The 22235-nt window shown below is 60.4% G+C and carries 29 protein-coding genes; 14 read left to right on the top strand and 15 right to left on the bottom strand.

Annotation, left to right across the window (positions count from 1 at the left end):
- Window positions 1-19: 19 nt before the first annotated feature.
- Genes V5N12_RS12055 through cyaB form a run of 3 tightly spaced genes read right to left on the bottom strand, consistent with a single transcriptional unit; the run spans window position 20 to window position 3089 of the window.
- A complete protein-coding gene (locus V5N12_RS12055; protein WP_332899414.1) occupies window positions 20-1213 on the bottom strand; it encodes a tRNA sulfurtransferase in 1194 nt (397 codons plus the stop codon).
- Window positions 1214-1260: 47 nt separating this feature from the next.
- Entirely contained in the window at window positions 1261-2484 is a 1224-nt protein-coding gene (locus V5N12_RS12050) for a methionine adenosyltransferase (RefSeq protein ID WP_332899413.1), read from the bottom strand.
- A gap of 59 nt (window positions 2485-2543) precedes the next feature.
- Window positions 2544-3089 (bottom strand): class IV adenylate cyclase, encoded by a 546-nt coding sequence (gene cyaB, locus V5N12_RS12045; RefSeq protein ID WP_332899412.1) that lies wholly within the window; start codon window positions 3087-3089, stop codon window positions 2544-2546.
- A 93-nt stretch (window positions 3090-3182) separates the two neighbouring features.
- Between cyaB and V5N12_RS12040 the strand changes: the two genes are divergently transcribed.
- On the top strand, window positions 3183-4148 hold the full coding sequence (locus V5N12_RS12040; protein WP_332899411.1) for an FKBP-type peptidyl-prolyl cis-trans isomerase: 966 nt from the start codon (window positions 3183-3185) through the stop codon (window positions 4146-4148).
- 74 nt (window positions 4149-4222) lie between these two features.
- On the opposite strand, the gene V5N12_RS12035 is transcribed toward V5N12_RS12040, so the two are convergent.
- Together V5N12_RS12035 and V5N12_RS12030 are read right to left on the bottom strand one after the other, a co-directional pair.
- Window positions 4223-4849, bottom strand: coding sequence for an RAD55 family ATPase (locus V5N12_RS12035; RefSeq protein WP_332899410.1), 627 nt, complete (start codon window positions 4847-4849; stop codon window positions 4223-4225).
- Window positions 4850-4874: 25 nt separating this feature from the next.
- Window positions 4875-5531, bottom strand: coding sequence for a MinD/ParA family ATP-binding protein (locus V5N12_RS12030; RefSeq protein ID WP_332899409.1), 657 nt, complete (start codon window positions 5529-5531; stop codon window positions 4875-4877).
- Window positions 5532-5586: 55 nt separating this feature from the next.
- Here V5N12_RS12030 and pyrB point away from each other — a divergent pair, with 55 nt between their 5' ends.
- From pyrB to V5N12_RS12015, 3 genes are all read left to right on the top strand, one after another.
- Window positions 5587-6498 carry an aspartate carbamoyltransferase gene (pyrB, locus tag V5N12_RS12025; RefSeq protein ID WP_332899408.1) on the top strand — a complete coding sequence of 304 codons (912 nt, stop codon included), beginning with the start codon at window positions 5587-5589 and terminating at the stop codon, window positions 6496-6498.
- Window positions 6491-6952: an aspartate carbamoyltransferase regulatory subunit gene (pyrI, locus tag V5N12_RS12020; protein WP_332899407.1), complete on the top strand. Its 462-nt coding sequence runs from the start codon at window positions 6491-6493 to the stop codon at window positions 6950-6952. The genes pyrB and pyrI overlap by 8 nt, the downstream gene beginning before the upstream one ends.
- Before the next feature lie 183 nt (window positions 6953-7135).
- Complete coding sequence (locus V5N12_RS12015) at window positions 7136-7960, top strand: hypothetical protein (RefSeq protein ID WP_332899406.1); 825 nt, start codon at window positions 7136-7138, stop codon at window positions 7958-7960.
- On the opposite strand, the gene V5N12_RS12010 is transcribed toward V5N12_RS12015, so the two are convergent.
- The gene (locus V5N12_RS12010; protein ID WP_332899405.1) at window positions 7946-8509 is read right to left on the bottom strand and encodes an NUDIX hydrolase; all 564 of its coding nucleotides are present in this window, start codon (window positions 8507-8509) and stop codon (window positions 7946-7948) included. The genes V5N12_RS12015 and V5N12_RS12010 overlap by 15 nt on opposite strands.
- A gap of 111 nt (window positions 8510-8620) precedes the next feature.
- Window positions 8621-9172, bottom strand: a complete 552-nt coding sequence (locus V5N12_RS12005; RefSeq protein ID WP_332899404.1) for a hypothetical protein — start codon at window positions 9170-9172, stop codon at window positions 8621-8623.
- A gap of 431 nt (window positions 9173-9603) precedes the next feature.
- Between V5N12_RS12005 and V5N12_RS12000 the strand changes: the two genes are divergently transcribed.
- The 7 genes from V5N12_RS12000 to V5N12_RS11970 all read left to right on the top strand — a co-directional run bounded on the left by V5N12_RS12000 (window position 9604) and on the right by V5N12_RS11970 (window position 14219).
- Window positions 9604-9789: a DUF1918 domain-containing protein gene (locus V5N12_RS12000; RefSeq protein WP_332899403.1), complete on the top strand. Its 186-nt coding sequence runs from the start codon at window positions 9604-9606 to the stop codon at window positions 9787-9789.
- 34 nt (window positions 9790-9823) lie between these two features.
- The gene (locus tag V5N12_RS11995) at window positions 9824-10240 is read left to right on the top strand and encodes an RNA-binding protein (RefSeq protein ID WP_332899402.1); all 417 of its coding nucleotides are present in this window, start codon (window positions 9824-9826) and stop codon (window positions 10238-10240) included.
- 300 nt (window positions 10241-10540) lie between these two features.
- Complete coding sequence (locus tag V5N12_RS11990; protein ID WP_332900099.1) at window positions 10541-11248, top strand: RNase P subunit p30 family protein; 708 nt, start codon at window positions 10541-10543, stop codon at window positions 11246-11248.
- A complete protein-coding gene (locus V5N12_RS11985) occupies window positions 11245-11724 on the top strand; it encodes an Rpp14/Pop5 family protein (RefSeq protein WP_332899401.1) in 480 nt (159 codons plus the stop codon). Before V5N12_RS11990 ends, V5N12_RS11985 begins: the two co-directional genes overlap by 4 nt.
- A gap of 6 nt (window positions 11725-11730) precedes the next feature.
- Window positions 11731-12477 (top strand): archaeal proteasome endopeptidase complex subunit alpha, encoded by a 747-nt coding sequence (psmA, locus tag V5N12_RS11980; protein WP_332899400.1) that lies wholly within the window; start codon window positions 11731-11733, stop codon window positions 12475-12477.
- A 103-nt stretch (window positions 12478-12580) separates the two neighbouring features.
- Window positions 12581-13306, top strand: coding sequence for a ribosome assembly factor SBDS (locus V5N12_RS11975; RefSeq protein ID WP_332899399.1), 726 nt, complete (start codon window positions 12581-12583; stop codon window positions 13304-13306).
- Between the two features lie 49 nt (window positions 13307-13355).
- On the top strand, window positions 13356-14219 hold the full coding sequence (locus V5N12_RS11970; RefSeq protein WP_332899398.1) for a mechanosensitive ion channel family protein: 864 nt from the start codon (window positions 13356-13358) through the stop codon (window positions 14217-14219).
- 32 nt (window positions 14220-14251) lie between these two features.
- Here V5N12_RS11970 and V5N12_RS11965 read toward each other — a convergent pair whose 3' ends face one another.
- On the bottom strand, window positions 14252-14569 hold the full coding sequence (locus V5N12_RS11965; RefSeq protein ID WP_332899397.1) for an FUN14 domain-containing protein: 318 nt from the start codon (window positions 14567-14569) through the stop codon (window positions 14252-14254).
- 222 nt (window positions 14570-14791) lie between these two features.
- On the opposite strand from V5N12_RS11965, the gene hflX reads away from it, so the two are divergent.
- Window positions 14792-16081 (top strand): GTPase HflX, encoded by a 1290-nt coding sequence (gene hflX, locus V5N12_RS11960; protein ID WP_332899396.1) that lies wholly within the window; start codon window positions 14792-14794, stop codon window positions 16079-16081.
- Window positions 16082-16109: 28 nt separating this feature from the next.
- Here the strand turns inward: hflX and moaC are convergent, their stop codons facing one another.
- Together moaC and V5N12_RS11950 are read right to left on the bottom strand one after the other, a co-directional pair.
- Entirely contained in the window at window positions 16110-16598 is a 489-nt protein-coding gene (moaC, locus tag V5N12_RS11955; RefSeq protein ID WP_442904941.1) for a cyclic pyranopterin monophosphate synthase MoaC, read from the bottom strand.
- Window positions 16582-18018: an NAD(P)H-hydrate dehydratase gene (locus V5N12_RS11950; protein WP_332899394.1), complete on the bottom strand. Its 1437-nt coding sequence runs from the start codon at window positions 18016-18018 to the stop codon at window positions 16582-16584. The genes moaC and V5N12_RS11950 overlap by 17 nt, the downstream gene beginning before the upstream one ends.
- Window positions 18019-18096: 78 nt before the next feature.
- Here V5N12_RS11950 and V5N12_RS11945 point away from each other — a divergent pair, with 78 nt between their 5' ends.
- Window positions 18097-18585: a hypothetical protein gene (locus tag V5N12_RS11945; protein ID WP_332899393.1), complete on the top strand. Its 489-nt coding sequence runs from the start codon at window positions 18097-18099 to the stop codon at window positions 18583-18585.
- Here V5N12_RS11945 and V5N12_RS11940 read toward each other — a convergent pair.
- Together V5N12_RS11940 and V5N12_RS11935 are read right to left on the bottom strand one after the other, a co-directional pair.
- Window positions 18575-18853, bottom strand: a complete 279-nt coding sequence (locus V5N12_RS11940) for an acylphosphatase (protein ID WP_332899392.1) — start codon at window positions 18851-18853, stop codon at window positions 18575-18577. The two genes, V5N12_RS11945 and V5N12_RS11940, sit on opposite strands and share 11 nt — an antisense overlap.
- Window positions 18854-18890: 37 nt before the next feature.
- Window positions 18891-19796, bottom strand: coding sequence for a DNA-3-methyladenine glycosylase family protein (locus tag V5N12_RS11935; protein ID WP_332899391.1), 906 nt, complete (start codon window positions 19794-19796; stop codon window positions 18891-18893).
- Window positions 19797-19917: 121 nt separating this feature from the next.
- Between V5N12_RS11935 and V5N12_RS11930 the strand changes: the two genes are divergently transcribed.
- Window positions 19918-20301, top strand: a complete 384-nt coding sequence (locus V5N12_RS11930) for a DUF555 domain-containing protein (RefSeq protein ID WP_332899390.1) — start codon at window positions 19918-19920, stop codon at window positions 20299-20301.
- Between the two features lie 114 nt (window positions 20302-20415).
- Here the strand turns inward: V5N12_RS11930 and V5N12_RS11925 are convergent, their stop codons facing one another.
- From V5N12_RS11925 to V5N12_RS11915, 3 genes are all read right to left on the bottom strand, one after another.
- Window positions 20416-20652, bottom strand: a complete 237-nt coding sequence (locus V5N12_RS11925) for a UPF0058 family protein (RefSeq protein ID WP_332899389.1) — start codon at window positions 20650-20652, stop codon at window positions 20416-20418.
- Between the two features lie 232 nt (window positions 20653-20884).
- Complete coding sequence (locus V5N12_RS11920; RefSeq protein WP_332899388.1) at window positions 20885-21064, bottom strand: DUF7836 family putative zinc-binding protein; 180 nt, start codon at window positions 21062-21064, stop codon at window positions 20885-20887.
- A 47-nt stretch (window positions 21065-21111) separates the two neighbouring features.
- Window positions 21112-22086 carry a transcription initiation factor IIB gene (locus tag V5N12_RS11915; protein WP_332899387.1) on the bottom strand — a complete coding sequence of 325 codons (975 nt, stop codon included), beginning with the start codon at window positions 22084-22086 and terminating at the stop codon, window positions 21112-21114.
- Window positions 22087-22235: the final 149 nt, after the last annotated feature.

Raw genomic sequence — 22235 nt, 5'->3', positions numbered from 1 at the left:
TGACGGCGGCGTAAAGCGATTACGCTGTTTGCGGATAGACGCGCTTTGCCGACTTCGCGGCTTCGATGGCCAGTTCCGGAAGGTTTGCAGGCTCTGCAGATTCGACCTGTGCGAGGCTCGCGCGAGTCTCCGGACGGTTTGGCGCGACGCGATTGCACCCAGCTTGGATGTTCGCGGTGTGGAACGTGCCGAGTACTTTCGCGCGTTCGACGATTTCTGGCTTGTCCATGGTGACGAGCGGGCGGTAGACGGGAAGGCTCGTCGCCGCCGTCGTGGTCATGAGGTTCGCGCCGGTCTGACTCGATTTCTGGCCGATTGCCTCGCCCGTGACGATGCCCACGGCGTGTTCCTCGCGGGCGACGTGCTCTGCGACCATGAACATGAACCGGCGAAGCGAGAGCATGCGCGTGTTGTCGAGTTCGTCTACGAGCAGTCGGGCGACCTTCCCGGCGGGAACCATCCGCAGGCGCATGTCGAAATTCGGCGCGTAGCGCGCGAGCGTCTCGACGGCTTCGATGACGCGCGCTTGGTGGTCTACGCCGCCAAACTCCTCGAAGTCGAAGTAGACGGGAATGATGGGGCAGCCGCGTTTCATGAGTTCCCACGCCGCGACGGGTGAGTCAATCCCGCCAGAAATGAGCGCAACGACGGGGTCTTGGGTGCCAAGCGGGAGGCCACCCGGCCCAGCGCGCTTTTCGACGTAGACGTAGGCGTGGTCTGTGCGACACTCGACGAACAGTTCGCAGTCGGGCTGTTCTAAGTCAACTTCCGGCTCGAAGCGGTCTTCGGTGGCTTCCCAGACCGTCGCCCCAATCTGTCGTTCGATATCTTCAGAGGAGAAGGGGTGTTCGTGTTTCTCACCGGCTCGGCGGGCGCTCACGGCGAACGCACCGCCGGTGTAGACCTCACGCGAGGCTTCCACGACGGCCGCTTCCATCGCGTCCATCGTCGGGTCGGTGATGGTGACGGGGCTTGCAGATACCACACCAAAGGCGTCGCACGCGGCGTCGGTGGCGTCGTCCACCGCGGCTTCCGTGGTGTCGATGAAGAGCCGAGAGTGCTCTTTTCGTACCGTCCCCACAATGTCTCGGTCATCGAGCAGTGCTTGGATGTTGTCACAGAGCATCTGCTCCATGCGACCGAGCACCTGCGGACTTTTTACCCCCATATCGCCGTACCTGACGAGAACCGTGTCCGCTCCCGGTGGATTCATAGCAGAAATTGATTGGTGGGCGAATAAACGCCTATCGCCTTCAGAACTCAGAACGTCGACAGCTCGCCGTCGATGACCTGCCGCGTGATGTCGGTCACGTTGGCGAGGTGGTGGTCGATGATTTCACTCACGTCGTCTTCGATGGTTTCGAGTTCGACGCCTTCCTCGGTGACCAGACGGGCGTCTGCGACGTGTGGTTGGTCGATTGGCTGGCCAATCTGGGACAGCAGGCGGATGCGCATGTCGCGGATGCCGGGCACCTCTGCGACGACGGCCTCTGCAATCTGCGTGCTGAGGAGGTTGTAGATTTTCCCGATGTGGTTCACCGGATTCTTCCCGGAGGTTGCCTCCATCGACATCGAGCGATTTGGCGTGATGAGGCCGTTGGCGCGATTGCCGCGGCCAACAGAGCCGTCGTCGCCCATCTCGGCGGACGTGCCGGTGACGGTGAGGTAGACTGACTCCTTCTCGTAGTTGTCAGCCGTGTTCACGTACACCTCGACCGAGCGGTCCGTGTACTCGCTTGCGAGTTCGGTGACGTACGCACGGACGTTATCGACCGCTTCGATGTAGTCGTCTAAGCCGGAGAGATATTTGTCCACCATCGCGGCGGCGACGGTGATGTCGATGTGGTCGTCCTCGCGCTTGCCCATCACCTTGATGTCTTGGCCGAGTTCGGGGTGGTCTGCGCCGTAGACGCCGTTTAAGTGACGTTCGGTCTCTAAGACGATGGTCTCGGTCTCAGAGAGGGGTGCGTGGCCGACGCCGAAGGAGGTGTCGTTAGCCATCGGGATGGTTGCATCCTCCTCGCCGAACACAGATTGGAGGTCACCGGAGCCTTCACCGAGTTTTACGTCCACGATGATGTCCGTGCCAACATCGATTTCGGGGAAGTGCGCAGAGAGATAGTCGCGGGCTGCACCGAGGGCGATTTTCTCGGTTGGGATATGGATTATTTCGTCGTTCTCTTTGTCTTCGTACTCCTTGGTCGCACGGCCTACGATCAGCAGATAGATGGGGTTCATGACCTCCCCTCCCCCGTATTTTGGCTCTGAGTTCCCTGCCACGAGTTGCGTCTCGTCGGTGTTGTAGTGAAGCACCTTCCCGACGCGTTCTAAGTACTCGTTGGCGAGCGCCTGACAAACCGCCTCGGCGACGCCGTCACAGATAGAATCGGGGTGGCCGATGCCCTTTCGCTCGACAATTTCGACCTCCTGGTCTTCGACCGCGCGTCGGTCAATCGGCTCGACGCGAATATTGCGTACTGTCATTGGCCTTCCTTCTGTTTGGGCGTTTCTATAACTTCCGAAAACCTCAGCGCGGTGAATAATTACTCATGGTAATTCTCTTCGAGCAACAAACCGAGATACGACGTGCGAATCTGCGTTTCTGGGTCGAGGTCGAGTTTCTCCAGGAGTTCGTAGGCTCCTTTGCGGGCCGGTTCGATGTCATCTTGGACTTCCGTCTCGACTTCGACGTACTCCCCGAGGCCGGTTACGTCATCGAGGGTGACGGTGTAGCCATCCACTGCGAAAAACTGTCGGCGCTTTTCGACGGTCGCGGTCGCGTCGTAGCCGAGACCGGTGAGGATGCGATGCATGGTTTCGCCGTCTTCGACCACCGTTTCTGCCTCTTCTCGCGTCTTCGACTGTGCTTCGACGAGCGGGCCTTTGTAGGTCACTTTCACCACGGTAGTATCGTCAGTCTGCTCTCGGCGGATGCGAAGGGCCTCGTCGGTCTCAGCGAAATCTCGGTCGGGTGCGTTGTAGTACGTGTCCGTCTGGGTGACAGTGCGGAGTGGCGTCGCGTCGAGTGTGGCGAGTTTCTCGCGGACGGCGTCGTGGGCCGCCCGAACTTTGACTTCGACCTCGTACATGGGCTGAGACAGGGGTTCCCCGCCAAAAAACGTGGGTATCCGTCGGGCGCGAGAAACGTGATTCTTAAGGGTGCAACGACTGTCCGTTGACGTATGAGTGAAGAACCTCAGGCCGAGGAGGCCGAGCAACCGGAAGACGTCGAAGAAGAAGTCGAAGCGGAGGAGGCTGAGGCTGAGGAAGGCGGACTCCAAGACGGAGATTTCATCAAACTCGCCTACACCGCCCGAACCGTCGAAAACGGCCAGCTCGTCGACACAACCGACGAGGAAATCGCAGAGGAAGAGGGCGTCGCAGACCAGGGCGAGTTCGCCCCACGCACCATCGTCCTCGGCGCGGGCCACATCTTCGCCGCAGTCGAAGAGGCAATCATCGGCGGCGAAGTCGGTGACTCCGGCAAAGTGACCGTCCCCGCCGCAGAAGCCTTCGGCGAGTACGACGAGTCCGAAGTCCGCACCGTCGCGGCCTCGAAAATCCCCGAAGACGACCGCTACCCCGGTGGGCACGTCGACATCGACGGCCAGCACGGTCACGTCGAGACCATCATCGGCGGGCGCGCACGCGTCGACTTCAACCACCCACTCGCAGGCGAGGACATCGAGTACGAGTACGAAGTGCTCGACGTTGTCGAAGACCGCGAGGAGCAGGCACAGGGGCTGCTCGGCATGTACCTCGACGCCGACCTGAACCTCTGGATTCAGACGGACGAAGTCGAAGAGGAAGTCGTCGTTGAGTCCGATGAGGACGACGAGGACGCAGAGCCTGAGACGGAACTCGAAACCGTCGAAAAGGAAACCCTCTACATCGAGTCCACGCCACAGCTCGCGTTCAACCAGCAGTGGATGTTCCAGAAACAGCAGATTGCCCAGCAGATCATGGACCGCCTCGACTTAGACCGTGTCATCATCCAGGAGACCATCGACGGCTCCGGTGGCATGATGGGCGGCATGGGCGGTATGATGGGCGGTATGGGCGGCGCAGGCGACGCTGACTTAGAAGCTGCGCTCGAAGACGCCGACATCGACGCAGAAGAGCTCGTCGAAGACTTAGACGAAGAATAAGTCACTCGCGTTTTTCCATTTTCCAGCCGGTGAGCCGCGGCTGTGTCACCTTGCCTCAAACAGAGAACCCGGCCTTATGCGATGTCGCGGCTGGTGTCGATAGCGACGCGCTCTGAAAGCTGGAGTTTGATAGTTTCGGGGAGTGCGGCCCCACCGCGAAACTTCGGTACGGCGAGCTTGTTCACGATTTGGTCGCCCTGAACCTTCGTTTCGAGCTGGAAAATCACGTCCACCATGTGCTCGGTCGTGTCTCGCAGCGCGGGCACGTTTCGCCCCTCAAGCCCGTGGACGACGGCGAGTCCACCCGTGTTGTAGATGTGGTTTTGCAACTCATTCAGGAAGTTTCGGTAGCGCGGGGCTTCCTGTTCTTCTAAGATGTTGATGGGGTCAATGATGAGGTTCGATTCTTCTGGCAGGCTTTTCACCATCTGGGCTGCGCGGTCGAGCGGCGCGTCGCCGGAGACGTAGCGAATGGTGGGCTTGCCGGTGCGCGCAGAACTGGCCACGATGCTGTCTGCGACCGACTGCTCGGTTCGGTCGAGGGTGAGATACAGCGTCCGCCGTCCGGCGGTTAGCTCGTACAGGAACAGCTCTGCCTGACTCGCCGGTGGCGCGGTCAGCGCGACGATGCTCCCTGCCGGAATGCCCCCGCCGAGCTTCCGGTCGAGCACGTCGATTCCTGTTGGCAGACGCTTCGACATACGTTCGTGTAGCGACCCTATCGAATTAAATGTTCCCCAGGACTCCTCGCCCAAGAAGTGTATCGAACTCCGCTACAGTCTGGCGGTTCTCGAATATCTTATCAGATGGGAGACTGATACACCCGAGTACTGTACAGTCAAAGAGCCGGCCAATGCCTGCGGGGGGTGTCTCACAGCGTGTGAGTATGACACCAATCGGCGGGGCCGAAAGCGCCCGCGCCATCGCCGCCGTTTTCACCGCATTGCAGAGGCTCGCCGGGTTGGGCGTTGAGACGAGCAGCGTTCGGTCTGCGATGCGAAGCGGCGCGGCCGCAGCAGGCCCGGCTCCTGCAGGGCAGTCGATGAGTGTGTGGTGCGTGTCGGGAAGGTTCATGAGTGCCTGTGGGAGCGAACAGTCAGCCGTCGGTTCGCCAGCGGGGACGATTCTGACACGAGGATTATCGGGGTAGGCGTGACCCGCCGCTTCGAGCGACGCGGTGTCGAGCGCCGGAAGGCCGGGGTCGCGGGGCACGCCCGCCAGCTCGTGGAGATTTGGCATCGCGCGGTCTGCGTCCACGGCGACCACCTCGCACTCGGCGCGAGCGAGCGCACCCGCGAGCCCGAGCGTTGTCGTTGTCTTTCCACAGCCTCCTTTGCCTCCGGCGACGGCGAGCATGGCGTCGGTGGTCCCGGCATGACACATGAACCTTCGGCAAGTGTCGGGAGTTTCAAGAGTGCTGGCGTCTGCCCTCTAAACGATGTGGACCGACCAGCTCGTCAGCGCGAAACAACTGTCGCGGGCGGACATCGACGCCGTCCTTGACCATGCCGCCGAAATCGATGAAAACCCGGCGGCGTTCGCCGACCGACACACCGACAAACTCCTCGCACTGCTTTTTTACGAACCCAGTACCCGGACGCGCCTCAGTTTCGAGACGGCGATGAAGCGCCTCGGAGGCGACGTTATCGACATGGGCTCGGTCGAAGCCTCAAGCGTCAAGAAGGGTGAAACCCTCGCAGACACCGTTCGCGTCATCGAGGGCTACGCAGATGGCATCGTGCTTCGCCACCCGAGTCAGGGCTCTGCGACCATGGCCGCAGAGTACGTGGACGTGCCGCTCGTAAACGCCGGAGATGGCGCGGGCCAGCACCCCACCCAGACGCTGCTCGACCTCTACACCATCCGCAAGAACGTCGGCTTCGACGATTTGACCGTGGGCATCATGGGCGACCTCAAATACGGGCGAACCGTCCACTCGCTCGCAAACGCGCTTACGCAGGTCGATGCGAGCCAGCACTTCATCAGCCCCGACAGCCTGAAACTCCCGCGTCGGGTGCGCTACGACCTCCACGAAGCTGGAGCGAACGTCAAAGAGCACACTGAGTTAGACGAGATTCTCCCGAGTTTGGACGTGCTCTACGTCACGCGCATCCAGCGCGAACGGTTCCCCGACGAGAGCGAGTATCGCGCCGTCGCCGGACAGTACCAAATCGACGCCGAACTCCTCGAAGCGGCGAGCGACGACCTCATCGTCATGCATCCGCTGCCCCGGGTTGACGAGATTGCGGCCGACGTTGATGGAACAGACTTTGCAAACTACTTCGAGCAGGCCCACAACGGGATTCCTGTCCGCATGGCGCTGCTCGACATGATGTTAGACAATGAGTGACCACGAACTTCGCGTCAGCAAGATTAAAAGCGGCACCGTCATCGACCACATCCCCGGGGGACAGGCGCTGAACGTGCTCGCCATCCTCGGCATCGACGGCTCGACGGGCGAAGCCGTGAGCGTCGGGATGAACGTCCCGTCAGACCGTCTCGGCCGCAAGGACATCGTGAAAGTCGAAAGTCGCGAGCTGAGTCAAGACGAAGTGGATGTCATCTCGCTCATCGCGCCGATGGCAAGCATCAACATCATTCGCGACTACGAGGTGCAACGCAAACACCGCGTCGAACGTCCGGACTCCGTACAGGGCGTTCTCGAATGCCCGAACCCGTCGTGTATCACCAACGAGCGCGAACCGGTTCAAACGCGCTTTACCGTCCTCGACGACGCGGTTCGCTGTGACTACTGTGAGACCATCGTCCGGGACAACATCGCAGAACACATCAGCGACGACTAACGCGGCGAGTGCGGCCGTCGCCCGAACAATTTTACTCTGGGCGAACGAACGTACTGTCATGGCCCGAAAATTCAAATTCCTGTTCGCCCTCATCGCCGTTGCACTGCTCGTCAAACTCGTCGCAAAGAAGTAGTCGCCCACCGTTTTCGAATCACTTACCCCTGTACCGGACTAGCCGCTCGTATGTTCGGCGTCGTCACACGCAACGCATCAGAGGTCGAGTTGACCGAGTTCGACCGCGGGTTCTATGAGGTGAAAGACGTTACCGGACGGGCCGCCGCCCCGCTCCCGAACGCCATCAACATGGTCTCGTGTTTCGGCGACAACGCGGCTGCAAACGGCAATCCCGACCTCGTTCCGGTGAACGAAGCCGGCGACCTCGCCACCCGCGACCAACCGTATTTCGACTGGGCGTACATCTGCCCGACCAACGAGCAGTATCGCGCCGGACTGCTCGAAATCATCGACGACTGTGTCGAACAGAACGAGGACGTGCGCTTAGACGACGTGGGCTTCCCGCGCGAGGGCTACTGTCGCTGTGAGCGGTGTAATCGCCTGTTCGACGAGAGCGAGTACGACGACCGAAACGAGTGGCGTGCGTCGGTCATCACCGAGTTCGTTGCCGAGGCCGCCGCGAGGATTCCGGGCAAGGTGTATCTGACGCTGTATCCAGACCCCTACCCCGGTCACCTCTACCGACGGGCGGGACTCGACCTCGACGCACTCGCAGAACACGTAGACGAGTTCGTCATCCCGCTCTACGACATGGCCTACACGACGACCTACTGGCTCGAAATCATCGTCACCGGCTTCCTCGACCTGCTCACGACGCCCTTTAGCGTCGAACTCTACGCGGTTGACGTGGACATCGACAACCTCATCCACGCGACGGATGTGGCAGATGCCTACGCGAACAACGTCTACTTCGGCTACGACGCCTCGAACGCGGTGGCGGCGCTCAGGCGGATGAAAGCAGAAGACAGAGACGGCGTGTCACACGGACAGTGAGCGTTCGCGCCACGTGAGAAGGTCGTCGCGGTCGCGCGTGTCGGGGGGCAAGCGGTCGAACCATTCTGCGGTCGAGATTTCGTTATCCGGGTCGCGTACCTGTGGCTCTGTTGTGTCCGCACTCGCGGCGAACACCGGCAGGACGCCCCACGTTTCGTGGCTTCCACAGCGAAGGTGGATGCGCGTGAGGAGCGCAAGCCCGTCGTAGGTGGCTTCGACACCGGCTTCCTCTGCTAGTTCGCGGTGGGCGGCTTCGTGGAACGATTCACCGGGGTCTACGCCGCCGCCGGGGAGCACCCACATGTCGACGCCTTCGTGGCGACAGAGGAGGAGTTTCCCACACGACTGGTAGACGATGGTGTGTGCGCCGTAGGGAGCACCGGTCTCGTTGATTCGCCGGGCGAGCGTCCGAAACCGGTTTCGCGAGACGTGGTGCGTTCGGGTGTGTTCGGTGTACTCGTCGTGTGACTCCGCGAGTCGGTGGTAGGCCTGTGCTGCGGCTTGGTCAGCTTCTGAGGCGAGAAACCAGAGGTCGTCTACGGGCGTCATCTGCGCCACGTCGGCCGGGTAGTTATCGCATGAAACGCAGAGGGGAGAGCGCAAATCGTGGCAGTCATTACCGTTTGTTCGCGTCGCCACTGCAATAAATGTTCGACCAGTTCAGGCGAGCTGTGCGCGACAGGTGCGTGCCATAGCCGGCAGCGACAGCGTGACCGACGAATCGAACGACACGAGCACTTGTTGGTTGTCGGTGAAGGGGAGTTGCAAGATGGTCTGCGTGTCGAACCCTTGGACGGCGTAGGTGAGCGAGCCGAGTTTGTCGCTGAGCCGGTTGGGATTCTCTGCGAGAACGTCCGTCGCCACGTCGCGGAGCGTCTCAGCCACCGCCGACTCTGTCCGGCTCACCGTTGCTGGGGTGTGGACGTACATCGTGACGGATTCGCGCGTGTAGGCGACGACGCCGCGGAGCGCAGTGCCCGCGTGGTCGATGAGAAATGAGAGCAGGTCGTCGTATGGAAATGCGTCGCGGGTGACGGTTGTGAAGCTGATGTCCTCGGTTCTGCGGAACACATCCCAGACGACGTCCCGTCCAGTTGGGGTAAGCCCGTACAGCCGTCCTTTCAGTGTGTCTTCAGGAACGAGCAGATCGATGAGGTCTCGGTCTCTGAGTTCTGCGATACTACGAGAGATGTGTGGGAGCGGTCGGGACACGCTTGTCGCAATTTCGGAGGGTTGTGCAGGCCCCCTATCAAATAAATGGCACATAACGTCCGTCCTGTGTGCTGAGTTGGAGACATATTGCACGTGCTCCCAGTCGTTGCTCACAATGTATTCCTCATCACAGTTTTCGATTTTGTGCTACAGTCGTTTATACTCTTGGTCGCCGTACATTTTAGTAGTGATTCTTGATAAATTCTATCGCCTCTACTCTCAACTAATATTTCATATCTGACTGGCCTACTCCGGGCACACGCTCCGTTCGGGGGGATTCTCACCATGTACTTCGTCCGTTACGTGGGGCGGGAATGGCCGCGAGGCTATTCACTGTCGTGCCCTGTCGTCTTGGAGCGCTGCTCGCACCGAGAGCCATCAAAACAGACCTGAACCACGACACTTTTAGCCGGGTCGCTGCAAGGATGACTATGAGCTTTGACGAAGGAGACCAAGTTATCCTGCACGACAAGCACAGTGAGTATGACGGCCAATCAGGTACGATTAGCCAAGTTATCGAAAACATGTTCGGTGGCGCTACGTACACTGTGATGTTCGACGAGGGTCAAGAGCAGGGTCTCTCCGAGGATTCACTCGAACGGCTCGAAGACGAGTAAGACGCTTTTTACCGACCGGGCACGAAGCCTGCCCATGTCGAAGGTTCCGTTTCACTACATCGACCTCCGCACATTTTGCTACGCGACCGAGGACGAAAAGCGTGTTATAGAGGCTATTCGGGCATTCCTCCCCGAGGAATTCGAACTCGAACGCATGGAGACGAAAGGCCACCACGGCGACCGCATCGTCATCTTCTCTGCCCGCGTCGAAAAGGCAGACGACGTGCGGGTGGTGCTCGACAAGCTCGCTGAACTCGAAAACATAGACAAAGTGCGTGCAGAAATCGATCAGCGCGTAGACGACAACTGCTCGTTTTTCATCCACCTCGACAAGCAGGCGGCGTTCAAAGGCATCGCACAGCTCGGTGAGGGGCTCTCGCTACGGGGGAAGGTCGAAGCGTATCCCGCAAAAAAAGCGAAGGCAGTCGAAATCGTCAGAGACGCTATCTGACGCCCGAAAAACATGTCCTGTGTTATCTAGTACCAATGTTTATGGGGGCACCCCGTGTGTGTGAGAAAGAGGCGTCAATTGAATGCAAGCGTGTCCGTACTGTAACTCTGAATTGAACGGGACTGGTAGCCGAGTATCGACGAGAACTGGCGGTGGGCGAAAAACAACCGGGTCTGAGATGGTTTCGTGTCCGGATTGTGGCGGCGTAATCGACGGCTTTTCGACACACTGAGTCGGCGGCCGGGTCGCGCCTTTTATTTTCGGTGACGGGAAAGTCGAGAGTGACACCGCTCGATGCTCATGTACGAAGCAGTCCACGCACACCCCGACGGCGACAGCACCGTGGCCAGATTCGCGGCGACGGCGAAGTCGTATGGGTACGACGGAATCGTCGTCCGGAATCACGGGGACGGCCCAGCCGAGTTCGACAGCGAGTCGCTCAGCGACGCAACCGGCATCGACGTCGTGGACGCCATCGAGATTCGCGCCGACAATCCCGCACAGGCCAGCGGCCACGTCGGCAACTACCGGCCAAAAAAGACGATGCTCGTCGTCCACGGCGGGAACACGAAGGTAAACCGCTTTGCGTGCGAGCAAGAGCGCGTGGACGTGCTTGCCCACCCGATGGCCGGGCGCGGCGACCTGAACCACGTCCTCGCAAAAGCTGCAGCGCGCAACAACGTCCGCATCGAGTTCAACTTCGGAGACGTGCTCCGTCGCCACGGCGGCCCCCGAGTCCAAGCGCTCCAGAACCTGCGTAAACTCCGCGAACTCGTCGAGTACTACGACGTGCCGTACGTGGTGAGCGGCGACCCACAGAGTCACTTAGCCCTGCGCGCCCCGCGCGACCTCGTCGCCCTCGGTGAGACGATTGGCTTCTCGAAAGCCCAGATGAAAGCCGGGCTCGAAGAGTGGGGTACCATCGCGGCGCACAACCGCGAGGTGATGGACGAGTCCTTTATCGAACCCGGCGTGACTCGTGGGCGCTACAAGGAGGTCTCAGAATGAAGCACCTCCCGAAGCACATCCGCCCCCGGTGGCGGTATCTTGCGGTCCACCTCGAAGCGTGGCCAGAGACGAGTTTCAACCGCCGAAGCTTCCAGCGACACGTCTGGTACGCCACCCAGAACCTCCACGGCGACCCGGGGGCGGCGACCCTCGACATGAAGGTCATCCGGTTTTCGTTCGCAGACGGGGATGGACACGCCATCGTCCGGACGCGCCGCGGCGAGGAAGACCGAGCGCGTGCGGCCCTCGCGTGCGTCCACGAAATAGACGGCGACACCGTTGGCGTTTCCGTCGCCGGAATCAGCGGGACGGTGCGTGCTTGTGAAGAAAAGTATATAGGTCGCCGAAGGGTAAAACCGACACAGAGAAAAGTCGTCTTTGCAGGCGCAGATGTAACCGCCGTCGAACGGGGTTCCCGGTTCGACGTGCGGCAAGATGGCGCGTTTGTGGGGGCGGCAGAACTCGATCTCGAGTGATACTACATGCAGGGACAAGCCCAACAACAGGCCTACGACCGCGGAATTACGATTTTCTCCCCGGACGGACGCCTCTACCAGGTCGAGTACGCCCGTGAGGCAGTCAAGCGAGGAACCGCGAGCATCGGTGTCCGGACGACGGACGGCATCGTGCTCGCAGTTGACAAGCGCATTCGCTCGCCGCTCATGGAGCGCACTAGCGTCGAAAAGATTCACAAGGCCGACGACCACATCGGCATCGCGAGCGCCGGGCACGTCGCAGACGCGCGCCAGCTCATCGACTTCGCCCGCCGTCAGGCGCAGATAAACCAACTGCGCTACGGCGAGCCAATCGGCGTCGAGACGCTCACGAAGGAAGTCACCGACCACATCCAGCAGTACACGCAGGTCGGTGGCGCGCGCCCATTCGGTGTCGCGCTCATCATCGGTGGCATCGAAAACGGCCGCCCACGCCTCTACGAAACGGACCCATCCGGGACGCCGTACGAGTGGAAGGCGCTCGCCGTCGGCGCAGACCGCGGCGAGATTCAAGACTACCTCGAAGCGAACTACTCCGATGAACTCGACTTAGACGCCGGTGTCGGACTCGCCCTCCGGGCACTTGCAGAGGTCAACGACGGCAAACTTCGCCCAGAAGGAATCGGTGTCGCCACCATCTCCTTAGACGAGGACTTTGCCGAATTAGACGACGAGTCCGTCGAATCCTACCTCACGGAACTCGACCTGCTCGACACCGAGTCGGACGACGAATAATCGCGCCGTTCTTTCGTTTTCCCCACCAGCGAGCCGTTGCGCTCGGCCAATTTTCGCCCAACCGAGGACAACACCCTTTACCCGTGCTGTACTATCTTGTACCATGATTTCACTTGACGAGGCCGTCACGGCCCGACTCGAATCACACGGTGCGCGATTTGAGGTTCTCGTTGACCCGGACGCTGCACTGGCCATCAAACGAGACGAGTTCAAAGGCGACTTAGAGGACGTCATCGCCGCAGACGACGTGTTCGAAGACGCCTCACGCGGTGACCGCCCCGCAGAGGAGGACTTAGAGAAGGTGTTCGGGACGACAGACCCGATGGAAATTATCCCGGAGGTCATCAAACGCGGCGAGATTCAGATTACCGCAGATCAGCGCCGCGAGATGCAAGAACAAAAGCGCAAGCAGTTGGTGGCGACCATCGCAAGAAACGCCATCAACCCACAGATGGACAATGCCCCCCACCCGCCAGACCGCATCGAGGCGGCGCTCGAACAGGCGGGGTTCAAGGTAGACCCGATGGAGCGCGTCGAAGAACAGGTCGATGACGCCCTCGATGCGCTTCGGCCCGTCATCCCGATTCGCTTCGACACGGTAACCATCGCGGCGAGAATCCCAGCTCAGTACGCAGGCAGCGCACAGGCGCGCATCCGCAAGTTCGGCGACTTAGAGCGAGAAGAGTGGCAAAACGACGGGTCGTGGGTCGGTGTCATCACCTTCCCCGCCGGACTGCAAAACGAGTTTTATAGCCTCGTAAACGAGCTGTCGAGCGGCGAAGCAGAGACCCAAATCATCAAAGACGAAGACGACATCAAAACGCGATAAGTGATTTTTCGGCGGTCGCTTTTTTCCCCGTTCGTCTCGATGCACGGACATGGTCGGACAATTCCTGTTGCAGGTGAACCTCCCCGAGTCGCTCTCTGCGTATCAAGAGGTTCTCACCGAGGTGTTCTGGTTTCTGAGCGGGGCGCTTGCCGTGTACCTCGTTGGCCATTTTTTGCTTATCCCGCTCGCGCTTCGGGTGGTTCGGGCGCGCAACCGCAACAATCCCACGATTGAGACGGCAGCAGAAACGTATCTCCGTGTCGCGTTTGCGTTGTTAGCGACGCTTGCGGGCATCGTCGTCGGGGGCTATGGTAACGTTCTCACCGGCTCTGCCGTCGTCATCGCCGCGCTTACGTTTCTCCTTGGCATCTCCGGGCAGGAGGTGTTCGGGTCGCTCATCAGCGGCATGTTCCTCGTTGCCGACCGGGATTTCAACGTTGGCGACTGGATTTCGTGGTCTGGCGGAGAGGGGACCGTCGAAGCCGTTGACTTCCGGGTGACGCGGATTCGCTCCCCGAACAACGAGACCATCACCGTCCCCAACACGGAACTCACGACCAATGCGCTCACTCGGCCGTTCGGGCGCGACACGTTTCGCGTGACCGAACAGGCGTATCTCCCCTACGACGAGGATACAGAGCGCGCGCTCCTCGAAATCAGGCAGGTCGCGGCGAACCAAGACCTCGCAATGGAAGAGCCTGCACCTACCTCGCGCATCATGGAACTCGGGCCGAACGCGATAACCGTCCAAGCAGAGTTCTGGGTAGACGACCCCGCGGGGAGCAACATTTCGACGGTGCGCTCCGATTTCAGACGTCAGTTAAAGCGCCGGTTCGTCGAGGCGGGGCTGACGCTTTCACCACCGACTGGGCAGGAACTTTCGGGAGCGGTTCGAGTAGAGCAGTCGCTCTAACCCTTATCCACCGAAAAAATCGAATGCAGAAACTATCCTCTGCGGAAGCCAAGCAGGAAGCCAGCGGTGAACCCTGCACCCACCGAGAGCGTTTCTAAAATCGTCGTAATCCACGAGGGGGGCGTCGCAGAGGTCGCTTCTTCGCCGGCTTTGATGAATCCAGCAGTCAGTTTCTCCCAATCGACGGTGAGAATCTGGCGCGACTCTAAGAACTTGAACAGCGCGAGTTCGAGACCAATAATGACGGCGATGAGTTTTGCTACTTTCTTCGCAGCAAAGCCAATAATCGCCCCGATGAGTGCCCCACCCCCGGCTTCGATGCCGAGTTGTTGGAGGTTGATATCCACCATAGCGTACACTCCGCACGTAACTGTTAAGACTTTTGTCCTAAATTCACCCCTCAACCAGAGTGTCACGCCGTGACATTGAAGATGTGCGGGCGCATACTGACGGCCATGAACGTCAGTAGCGTCGCGGAGGTGGGCTGCCGTCAATAAGACAGACCGCGACACGGTGGCGTGCCGTGTCGAAATGGGTGTTTCACTCCCCGCCACTGCTGGCGAGGAACTGCTATGAAGGCCGTTATCGTCAAACGTGTCGACAGGGGGAGTGCCGATGTTGGAGAGATCTGCGACCTCGCAGCAGCGGCAGGCTACACCGTCGCTGCGACGCTCACGCAAACGCGTGAAGCAGACTCCGCCCTCCACATCGGGGAGGGGAAAGCAGACGAACTCGCCGCGCTCGTCGCAGAGACGGGCGCAGGCATCGTTATTTTCGACAACCGACTCGGGCCGTATCAGGTGTTCAACCTCGGCAAACGCCTGCCCGAGGGCGTCGAGGTCGTAGACCGCTTCAAACTCGTCCTCGAAATCTTCGGCCAGCGTGCCCGCACGCGCAAGGCACAGCTCCAAGTTGAACTCGCAAACCTCCGGTACGAACTCCCGCGTGCGGAGGCGAAAGCCAGCCTCGCAAAGCGCGATGAGCGCCCGGGGTTCATGGGGCTTGGTGAGTACGACCAAAACCGCGAACGCGACATCAAATCCCAGATTGCCCGCCTTCGGGACGAACTCACGCGCATCGAACGCCGCGAAGAACAGCGCCGCGAACACCGCCGCGAGACGGGCTTCGACCTCGTCGCGCTCGCCGGGTACACGAACGCCGGGAAGTCCACACTCCTGCGCCAACTCGCCCGCGACGTGGACGTAGACGAAAACGAAGATCTCCACCCGGATATCGAGGCCACCGCCGAGTCAGAAGACCGCCTGTTCACCACGCTCGGGACGACGACCCGCCGCGCCGACATGGAGCGAAACGTCCTCGTCACGGACACGGTTGGGTTCATCACCAACCTCCCTCACTGGCTGGTCGAATCGTTTAAATCCACGCTGGACGCGGTGTACCACGCAGACCTCGTCCTCCTCGTCGTGGACGTTTCAGAGCCGGTCGAGAACATCCGCGAGAAACTCGTCACCTGCCACGACACGCTGTACGAGCGCAACGAAGCGCCCATCGTGACAGTCCTGAACAAGGCCGACGCGGTTGACGACGCCGAGATTGCCGAGAAAATCGAGGCGCTCTCCGCGCTCGCCCCCGACCCCGTGGTCATCAGCGCGAAAGAAAATCTGAATATGGACGCGCTCAGAGACCGCATCGAGCGCGCGCTCCCACCGTTCGAACACGAACGACTCGTCCTCCCGATGACCGACGAGACGATGAGCCTCGTCTCGTGGATTCACGACAACGCCCGCGTCAACGACGTGGACTACGGCGACCAAGTCATCGTGGACTTCGAAGCCCGACCCGCTATCGTCGAGAAATCGCGGTCGAAAGCCGGTGAGTTGCCGCTCGCAGAATCAGCCTGAGTAGTCGAATTTTCGAAGTGCTTTCCGGTCAGTCGAGCGTCTGCTTTTCCTTATCGAGCACGCGCACGTTCGAGATCTCCGTCGCCGGATACTGCCCGTTTTCGTCTTTCTCGACGGCTTTCACCATGTCCCAGATGACGTTCAAACCGGTCGTAACCCCCTCTAACGCTTCCATCTCACAGCCCGTCTTCCCGGTGGTTTCGACGGCCACGGTGAGCGTGATTTTCTCCTCACCAATCTCGAACTCGGTGTCTACGTTCGTAATCGGAATCTGGTGGCACATCGGGATGGTCTCCCACGTGTGCTTGACAGCTTGAATCGCGCCGACGCGGGCGGTTGCGAGCACGTCGCCTTTGCCTATCTCGCTCTCGCGGATGGCGTTGATGGTCGTTGGTTTGAGGTGGATGTCGCCCTGTGCGACGGCGCGGCGGGCGGTGTCGGGTTTCTTGCCCACGTCGACCATCTGCACGTCGCCCGACTCCGTCGTGTGCGTCAGGTCGTCACTCACGGCGCTCACCCCAGAGCGCGACCGGCAGCGTCGAAAGCAAATCGGTTGCCATCATACCGTACCCTCGTTGCTCGACCACCAAATCACCAGCGCGTCCCGTCGCGTAGGCGGCGATGGCTGCTGCCTGTGTCGGTTCCTGTGTCGCCGCGAGCGCGCCAGTCGCACCCGCGAGCACGTCGCCCGTCCCGCCGACGGTCATGCCGGGATTACCAGTCCGATTGACGCGCGTCGTCTCGCCGTCCGAAATCACGTCGTAGGCTCCTTTCACGAGCAGTGTGTGGCCGAGCTTTCCAGCGAAGTCCTCAACCAACTCTTTCCGACCGTGCCAGTCCGTGTCGGTTTCCCCGCCCATCTTTTTGAGTTCGCCCTGATGAGGCGTACAGATGAGCGTCGCGTTCGTTTCGATTGTCGGAACCACCTGCAGCGCATCTGCGTCCACGACCGCAGTTCCGTCGAAGGCTTTGAGGAACTCTTCTACCGCGTCGAGCGTTTCGTCCGCGCTCCCGAGGCCGGGGCCGAACACCACCGTGTCGTGGCCTGTGGCGAGGTCGAGCAGGGACTCTACGTGGCTCGGTTCGAGTCGGTCGCCGTCGAACGGCCGGAGAATCAGGTTCTCGCTGTAGCCCTGTATCTCGCGGGCAACCGACTTCGGACAGGCGACGCGCACGAGGTCTGCGCCAGCGCGAAGTGCGGCCTGCCCGGAAAGCGCCGGTGCGCCGGTGTACGGGCCGCCGCCGACGATGAGCACGCGGCCGTGGTCGCCCTTGTGGCTCTCGGATTTCCGGGTGAGTGCGCGAAGGTCGCCGGGGCCGACGAACAGCTCTGCGGCGGCGGGAATTCCGATGTCCGCGACGGTGACGTTCGGGAGGTTTTCGAGGCCCGGTTTCATGTCGTGGAAGGTGACGACGTGGTCTGCGCCGACGGCGATTCCGGCTGAGGAACCCGTGTCTGCGTCCATTCCCGTCGGCACGTCCACGGACACCACGAGTGCACCCGAGGCGTTGATGGCTTCGGCGGCCGTTTTCTCGGGTTCGCGCAACTCGCCGGTGACGCCGGTTCCGAGCATCCCGTCTACGATGAGGTCGGGGGTGCCGAGGTCGAGCGCCGTCGAATCGCGAACCCCGCGGGTATCGTACTCAGCTTCTTTGAGCGCGTCCCAGTTCTCGCGGGCGATGTCGGTCGAAATGGACTCCTCGCGCCCGAGCAGGTGAACGGTCACGTCAAATTCGTCGAGAAACCGCGCGGCGACGAAGGCGTCACCCCCGTTGTTCCCGCGCCCGGCGACGATGGCGACGGTCGCACCAGGTGAGACGAGGTCGCGGACGACGCGAGCGACGGCGTTGCCACTCGACTCCATCAACTGCTTTTGCGGCACTCCGAGGGCCGCCGCATTCTCGTCTACGGCGGCCATTCGGTCGCTCGAAATCATGGCAGGGAGTTGTTTCCGGGGTGGGTTAAACGTGCGGGGGCCGGTGCAGTCATTTTCCTCCACCCCTTCCATCCAGTTGTGAACGTCTTCTGGCTAGACGAAAATCCGCGACAGGCGGCGCGCTACCACGGTGACCAACACGTGAACAAGATGCTGCTCGAAGCCGCCCAAATCCTCTCGACTGCCCTCCGTGAACACGGTCACGACGAGGCGTTCCTGTATCAACCAACCCATACCGGCCATCCCGTCGTGAAGTGGGCGGCCCACTCGCGGGAGAACTGGCTTCGCCTCTATGAGTTTGCAGGTGCGCTGAACGCGGAATTCGTCGAGCGATTCGACCACGACGAGCCACACGCGAGTTGGCAGATGCTCGGGCGAATCGACCGCGACGCGATTGCGATACCCGCCCGCGGTGCGACCGAACCGCCACAGTGCATGCCAGAAGACTACTTTCGGGACGACCTCGTAGACGCCTACCGAACCTACTACGCGAACGACAAGGAGTGGGCTGTGTGGAACCACACGGACGAACCGCCGTGGTTGGCAGCGTACCGGCTTACCGCTTGATTTCGAAGCCTGAGACGTTCTCTGGAGACTTGTATTCCGCTTCGACACTGGTTACGTCCGCGGCCGGACTGCCCGTGTGACACCACTCGATGAGTGCGTCTACTTCGCTTTCGTCGCCCTCGAACACGGCTTCGACGCGGCCGTCTGCCAGATTTTTCACCCACCCGGAGACACCGAGTTCCTGTGCCTTGTCGCGGGTGTTCGCGCGGTAGTAGACGCCCTGTACCTTCCCGCTCACGAAGACGTGTGCGCGCACTCGTTCGGTCATAGGAACCATTCTGCAAAACCGTGAATAAGTGTTCTCCCTACGCCTCGCCGCCGGTTCTGAGGTAGTGGAACACGTACGTCTGGGCGTAGCCTGCGTATTTCCTGCCGAACTGCGCGCGGATGGCCCGTGACGTATCGCGGTAGTTCCCCCTCTCGCAGTGGGGATAGTGGTCTGCGATGGCCGATTGAATCCACGTATCGAGTGGGACGGCTTCCAGGTAGCCAAGCGAGAACAGGAGGATGCAATCTGCGACTTTGTCGCCAACGCCGACGAACGTTTTCAGTTCGTCACGGGCGGCTTCGTACTCCAGTCCAACGGCGTCTTCGGGGGCAGCCTCGCCTGCTGCAACGAGTTCGGCAGACCGCTTGACGTAGGGTGCGCGATAGCCGAGGTTTAGGTCGCGCAGTTCTGCTTCGCTTGCTTGTGCGAGCGCCTCGGGCGTCGGGAATGCGTGGTAGGTTTTCCCGTCGAATTCGAATTTCTCGCCGTAGGTGCGCGCGAGGCCGAGTTGCATGTCGTGGATACGCGAGACGCGCATCTGCGCAGAGCAGATAAACGAGATGAGCGTCTGAAACGGCGGGTCGCGGACGAGTCGCATTCCTTTGTAGGCGTCGTAGGCGGCGGACACGAGGGGGTCGTCGGGAATCGCGTCGAAAATCGCGGGCAGGTCGTCGTCCAGTCGGAGGAGGTGGACGAGGGTGGCTTCTGCGTCGAACTGCGACTCCCACTCAAGGTGGTCGTCTTTCTGGCGGACGCGCACGACCGCCGGGTCGCCGTCGCGCGGGAGGACGGTGTAGTACCACGCGTCGCCGCCGTAGGCTGGGGTTTGTTCGTACATCCGGCCATCTTCGCGCCGCCAGAGATACGACTGGCCGCTTTCGACCGTCGATTGGAGGTCAAATTCTCCCGTGAGGTTGGCAAGTGCGAGGGTGCCCGATTCCATTACCACCGTAGAGGAGTGGGTGCGGTTTGTGCTTTCGCTTTCAACATGACAAACAGGTCACAAAGGCGACGTATGCTGATTTGGCCTAACCTTCTTACGGGAGGCCGCTGAATAATAGTCCATGGACTGCAGAGTTGTCGTCGAAGCCGCAGTCCCGGTGTACGACGTCGGCACGCCGGACGAAGCGGTTCGAATTGCCATCTCGAAGACGGGCGAGATGCTCAACCCCGACTTGAACTACGTCGAAATCAACATGGGTGAGCGCGTCTGTCCCCACTGCCACGAGCAGTTAGACCCCGCATTCTTGAGCGCAGACGAGAGCCTCGTCGCGCTCGAACTCGAAATGACCGTGTTCAACGTCGAACGCGAAGAACACGCCGCGCGCATCGCGCGCAAAGAGATTGGTCAGCGCCTCCACAATATCCCTCTCGACGTGATTGACGTTCGCATTCTTGGCGAAGGTGAGGACGATGCGGATACAGGCGCGACGCTCAACGCCGAATAGGTCGTCGATAAGAGCCGACGGCGGCTGCGAGGAGTTTTTGCACGATACTGCTCTGTGAGCGTCGCCACTTTTCGTTAATGTGGCGACAGAGAGACTGCGTCGGTCGCGACGCGATTAATCGGCCGTGGCGGAGATCTTCTCGGATTCCGCCTCGGTCATTTCTGCGGTGATACCGTCTGCGAGTGCAAAGACTGCGGCTTTGTGGTCCGTTTTAGATTTATGGATAGAGGTTGGCCGTACCCCAAGTGCCTCGTATTCCTCGTGTTCAATTGTGATTTCGTACTCTGCTTCGTAGTGGTTGCATACCTCCGAGAGGAGGCCGTGCAGGTGGATGAGCTCCTGCTTCTTCATAACAACAGCCTCTTACAAGCGGAGGGTTATATTACTATCTTGAGTCTCGTTAGCATACGTACCGGATTAGAAGGGCTGTATCGACAGTATTCGCCGGAATTTCACGCCGACGTATCTTTCAGTTGACTGGTCTATTCTGCACACATTGACTATATATCTCACAGTATACTCCGCGTGACTGACGATTCGGGCGTGGGTCTCTGAAAAAAGCCGGGACTGCGAGTGGCGTCGTCTACTCGAACTGCTTGACCGTGTCGAGGTCGTGTTCGGTACGCATAAACTCAGAAAGCATTCGACTTGCGTGACAGTTCGGACAATGGAAGGTGGTTTTCAAGGGCGGAAGGTCACCCGGCGTCGATTCCCAATCTTTGCCGCACTCAGGACAGAGTAGACGAACATATGCTTCCACCATGTGTGCACACTGTTCGCAGGCTGCAATGAAAAGCTTTGTTGCCTGACTTATACGGGGAGGTAGTTCCCGTTGGCTTCGAGCAGTTCTTTGTAGCGGTTGCGGATGGTGACTTCGCTAATGTTTGCTACGTCAGAGACCTGACTCTGGGTCACTTTCTCGTTCGAGAGCAGCGCGGCGGCGTAGACGGCGGCGGCCGCGAGGCCGACCGGCGACTTCCCACTGATGATACCCTGTTCTTTCGCGTTGCGAAGCAGGTCACGGGCGGTGCGCTCTGCCTCATCAGAGAGGTCTAAGTCAGACGCAAAGCGTGGGACGTAGCTCTCTGGGTCTGCGGGCTTTATCTCTAAGTTGAGCTGGCGGACGATGTAGCGGTAGGTGCGCGTGAGTTCCATCTTATCGACGCGCGATACCGTCGCAATCTCGTCGAGACTGCGGGGCATGCCCGCCTGTCGGGCAGCGGCGTACACCGACGCCGTGGCGACGCCTTCGATGGAACGACCCGGTAAGAGGTTCTCAGAGAGCGCGCGCCGGTAGATGACCGACGCCGTCTCACGAACCGTGCTCGGCAGGCCGAGTGCCGAAGACATGCGGTCGATTTCACCGAGCGCCTGCTTCAAGTTGCGTTCCTTGCTGTCGCGCGTGCGGAACCGTTCGTTCCAGGTGCGAAGGCGCTGCATCTTCGCGCGCTGGCGGGCACCGAGGGATTTGCCGTAGGCGTCCTTGTCGCGCCAGTCGATGTTGGTCGAAAGTCCCTTGTCGTGCATCATCTTCGTCGTCGGTGCACCGACACGGGACTTCGAGTCCTTCTCGCTCGCGTTGAACGCGCGCCACTCCGGGCCGCGGTCGATTTCTGCTTCCTCTACGACGAGGCCACAGTCGCGACAGACCGTCTCGCCGTGTTCCGTGTCCGACATGAGCGGACCGCTGCACTCTGGGCACACTTCGGTTTCATCGACGATTCGATTCTTCTGCTTCTCCTGTGGCTGTTCGCCGGTGTATGTCCTGATTGTTGTGTCACTCATTAGCGTCTCCATTGGGCCAGGGCGGGTGTCTGCCGGGGGTACGAAACCCTAAAAAGCCGGGTGTTGACCTTACGTATAGTTAGTGCGTAAAGTTTATAAATGTTTCGCAAAATGATGCGGGCCAAAACCACACGACACAACCCATATAC

Origin of the sequence: Haladaptatus sp. CMSO5 (assembly GCF_036689885.1) — an archaeon.
Classification (GTDB): domain Archaea; phylum Halobacteriota; class Halobacteria; order Halobacteriales; family Halococcaceae; genus QDMS2.
The sequence above is the reverse complement of the archived record's forward strand: the minus strand, read 5'-3'. Positions and strand labels throughout refer to the sequence as shown.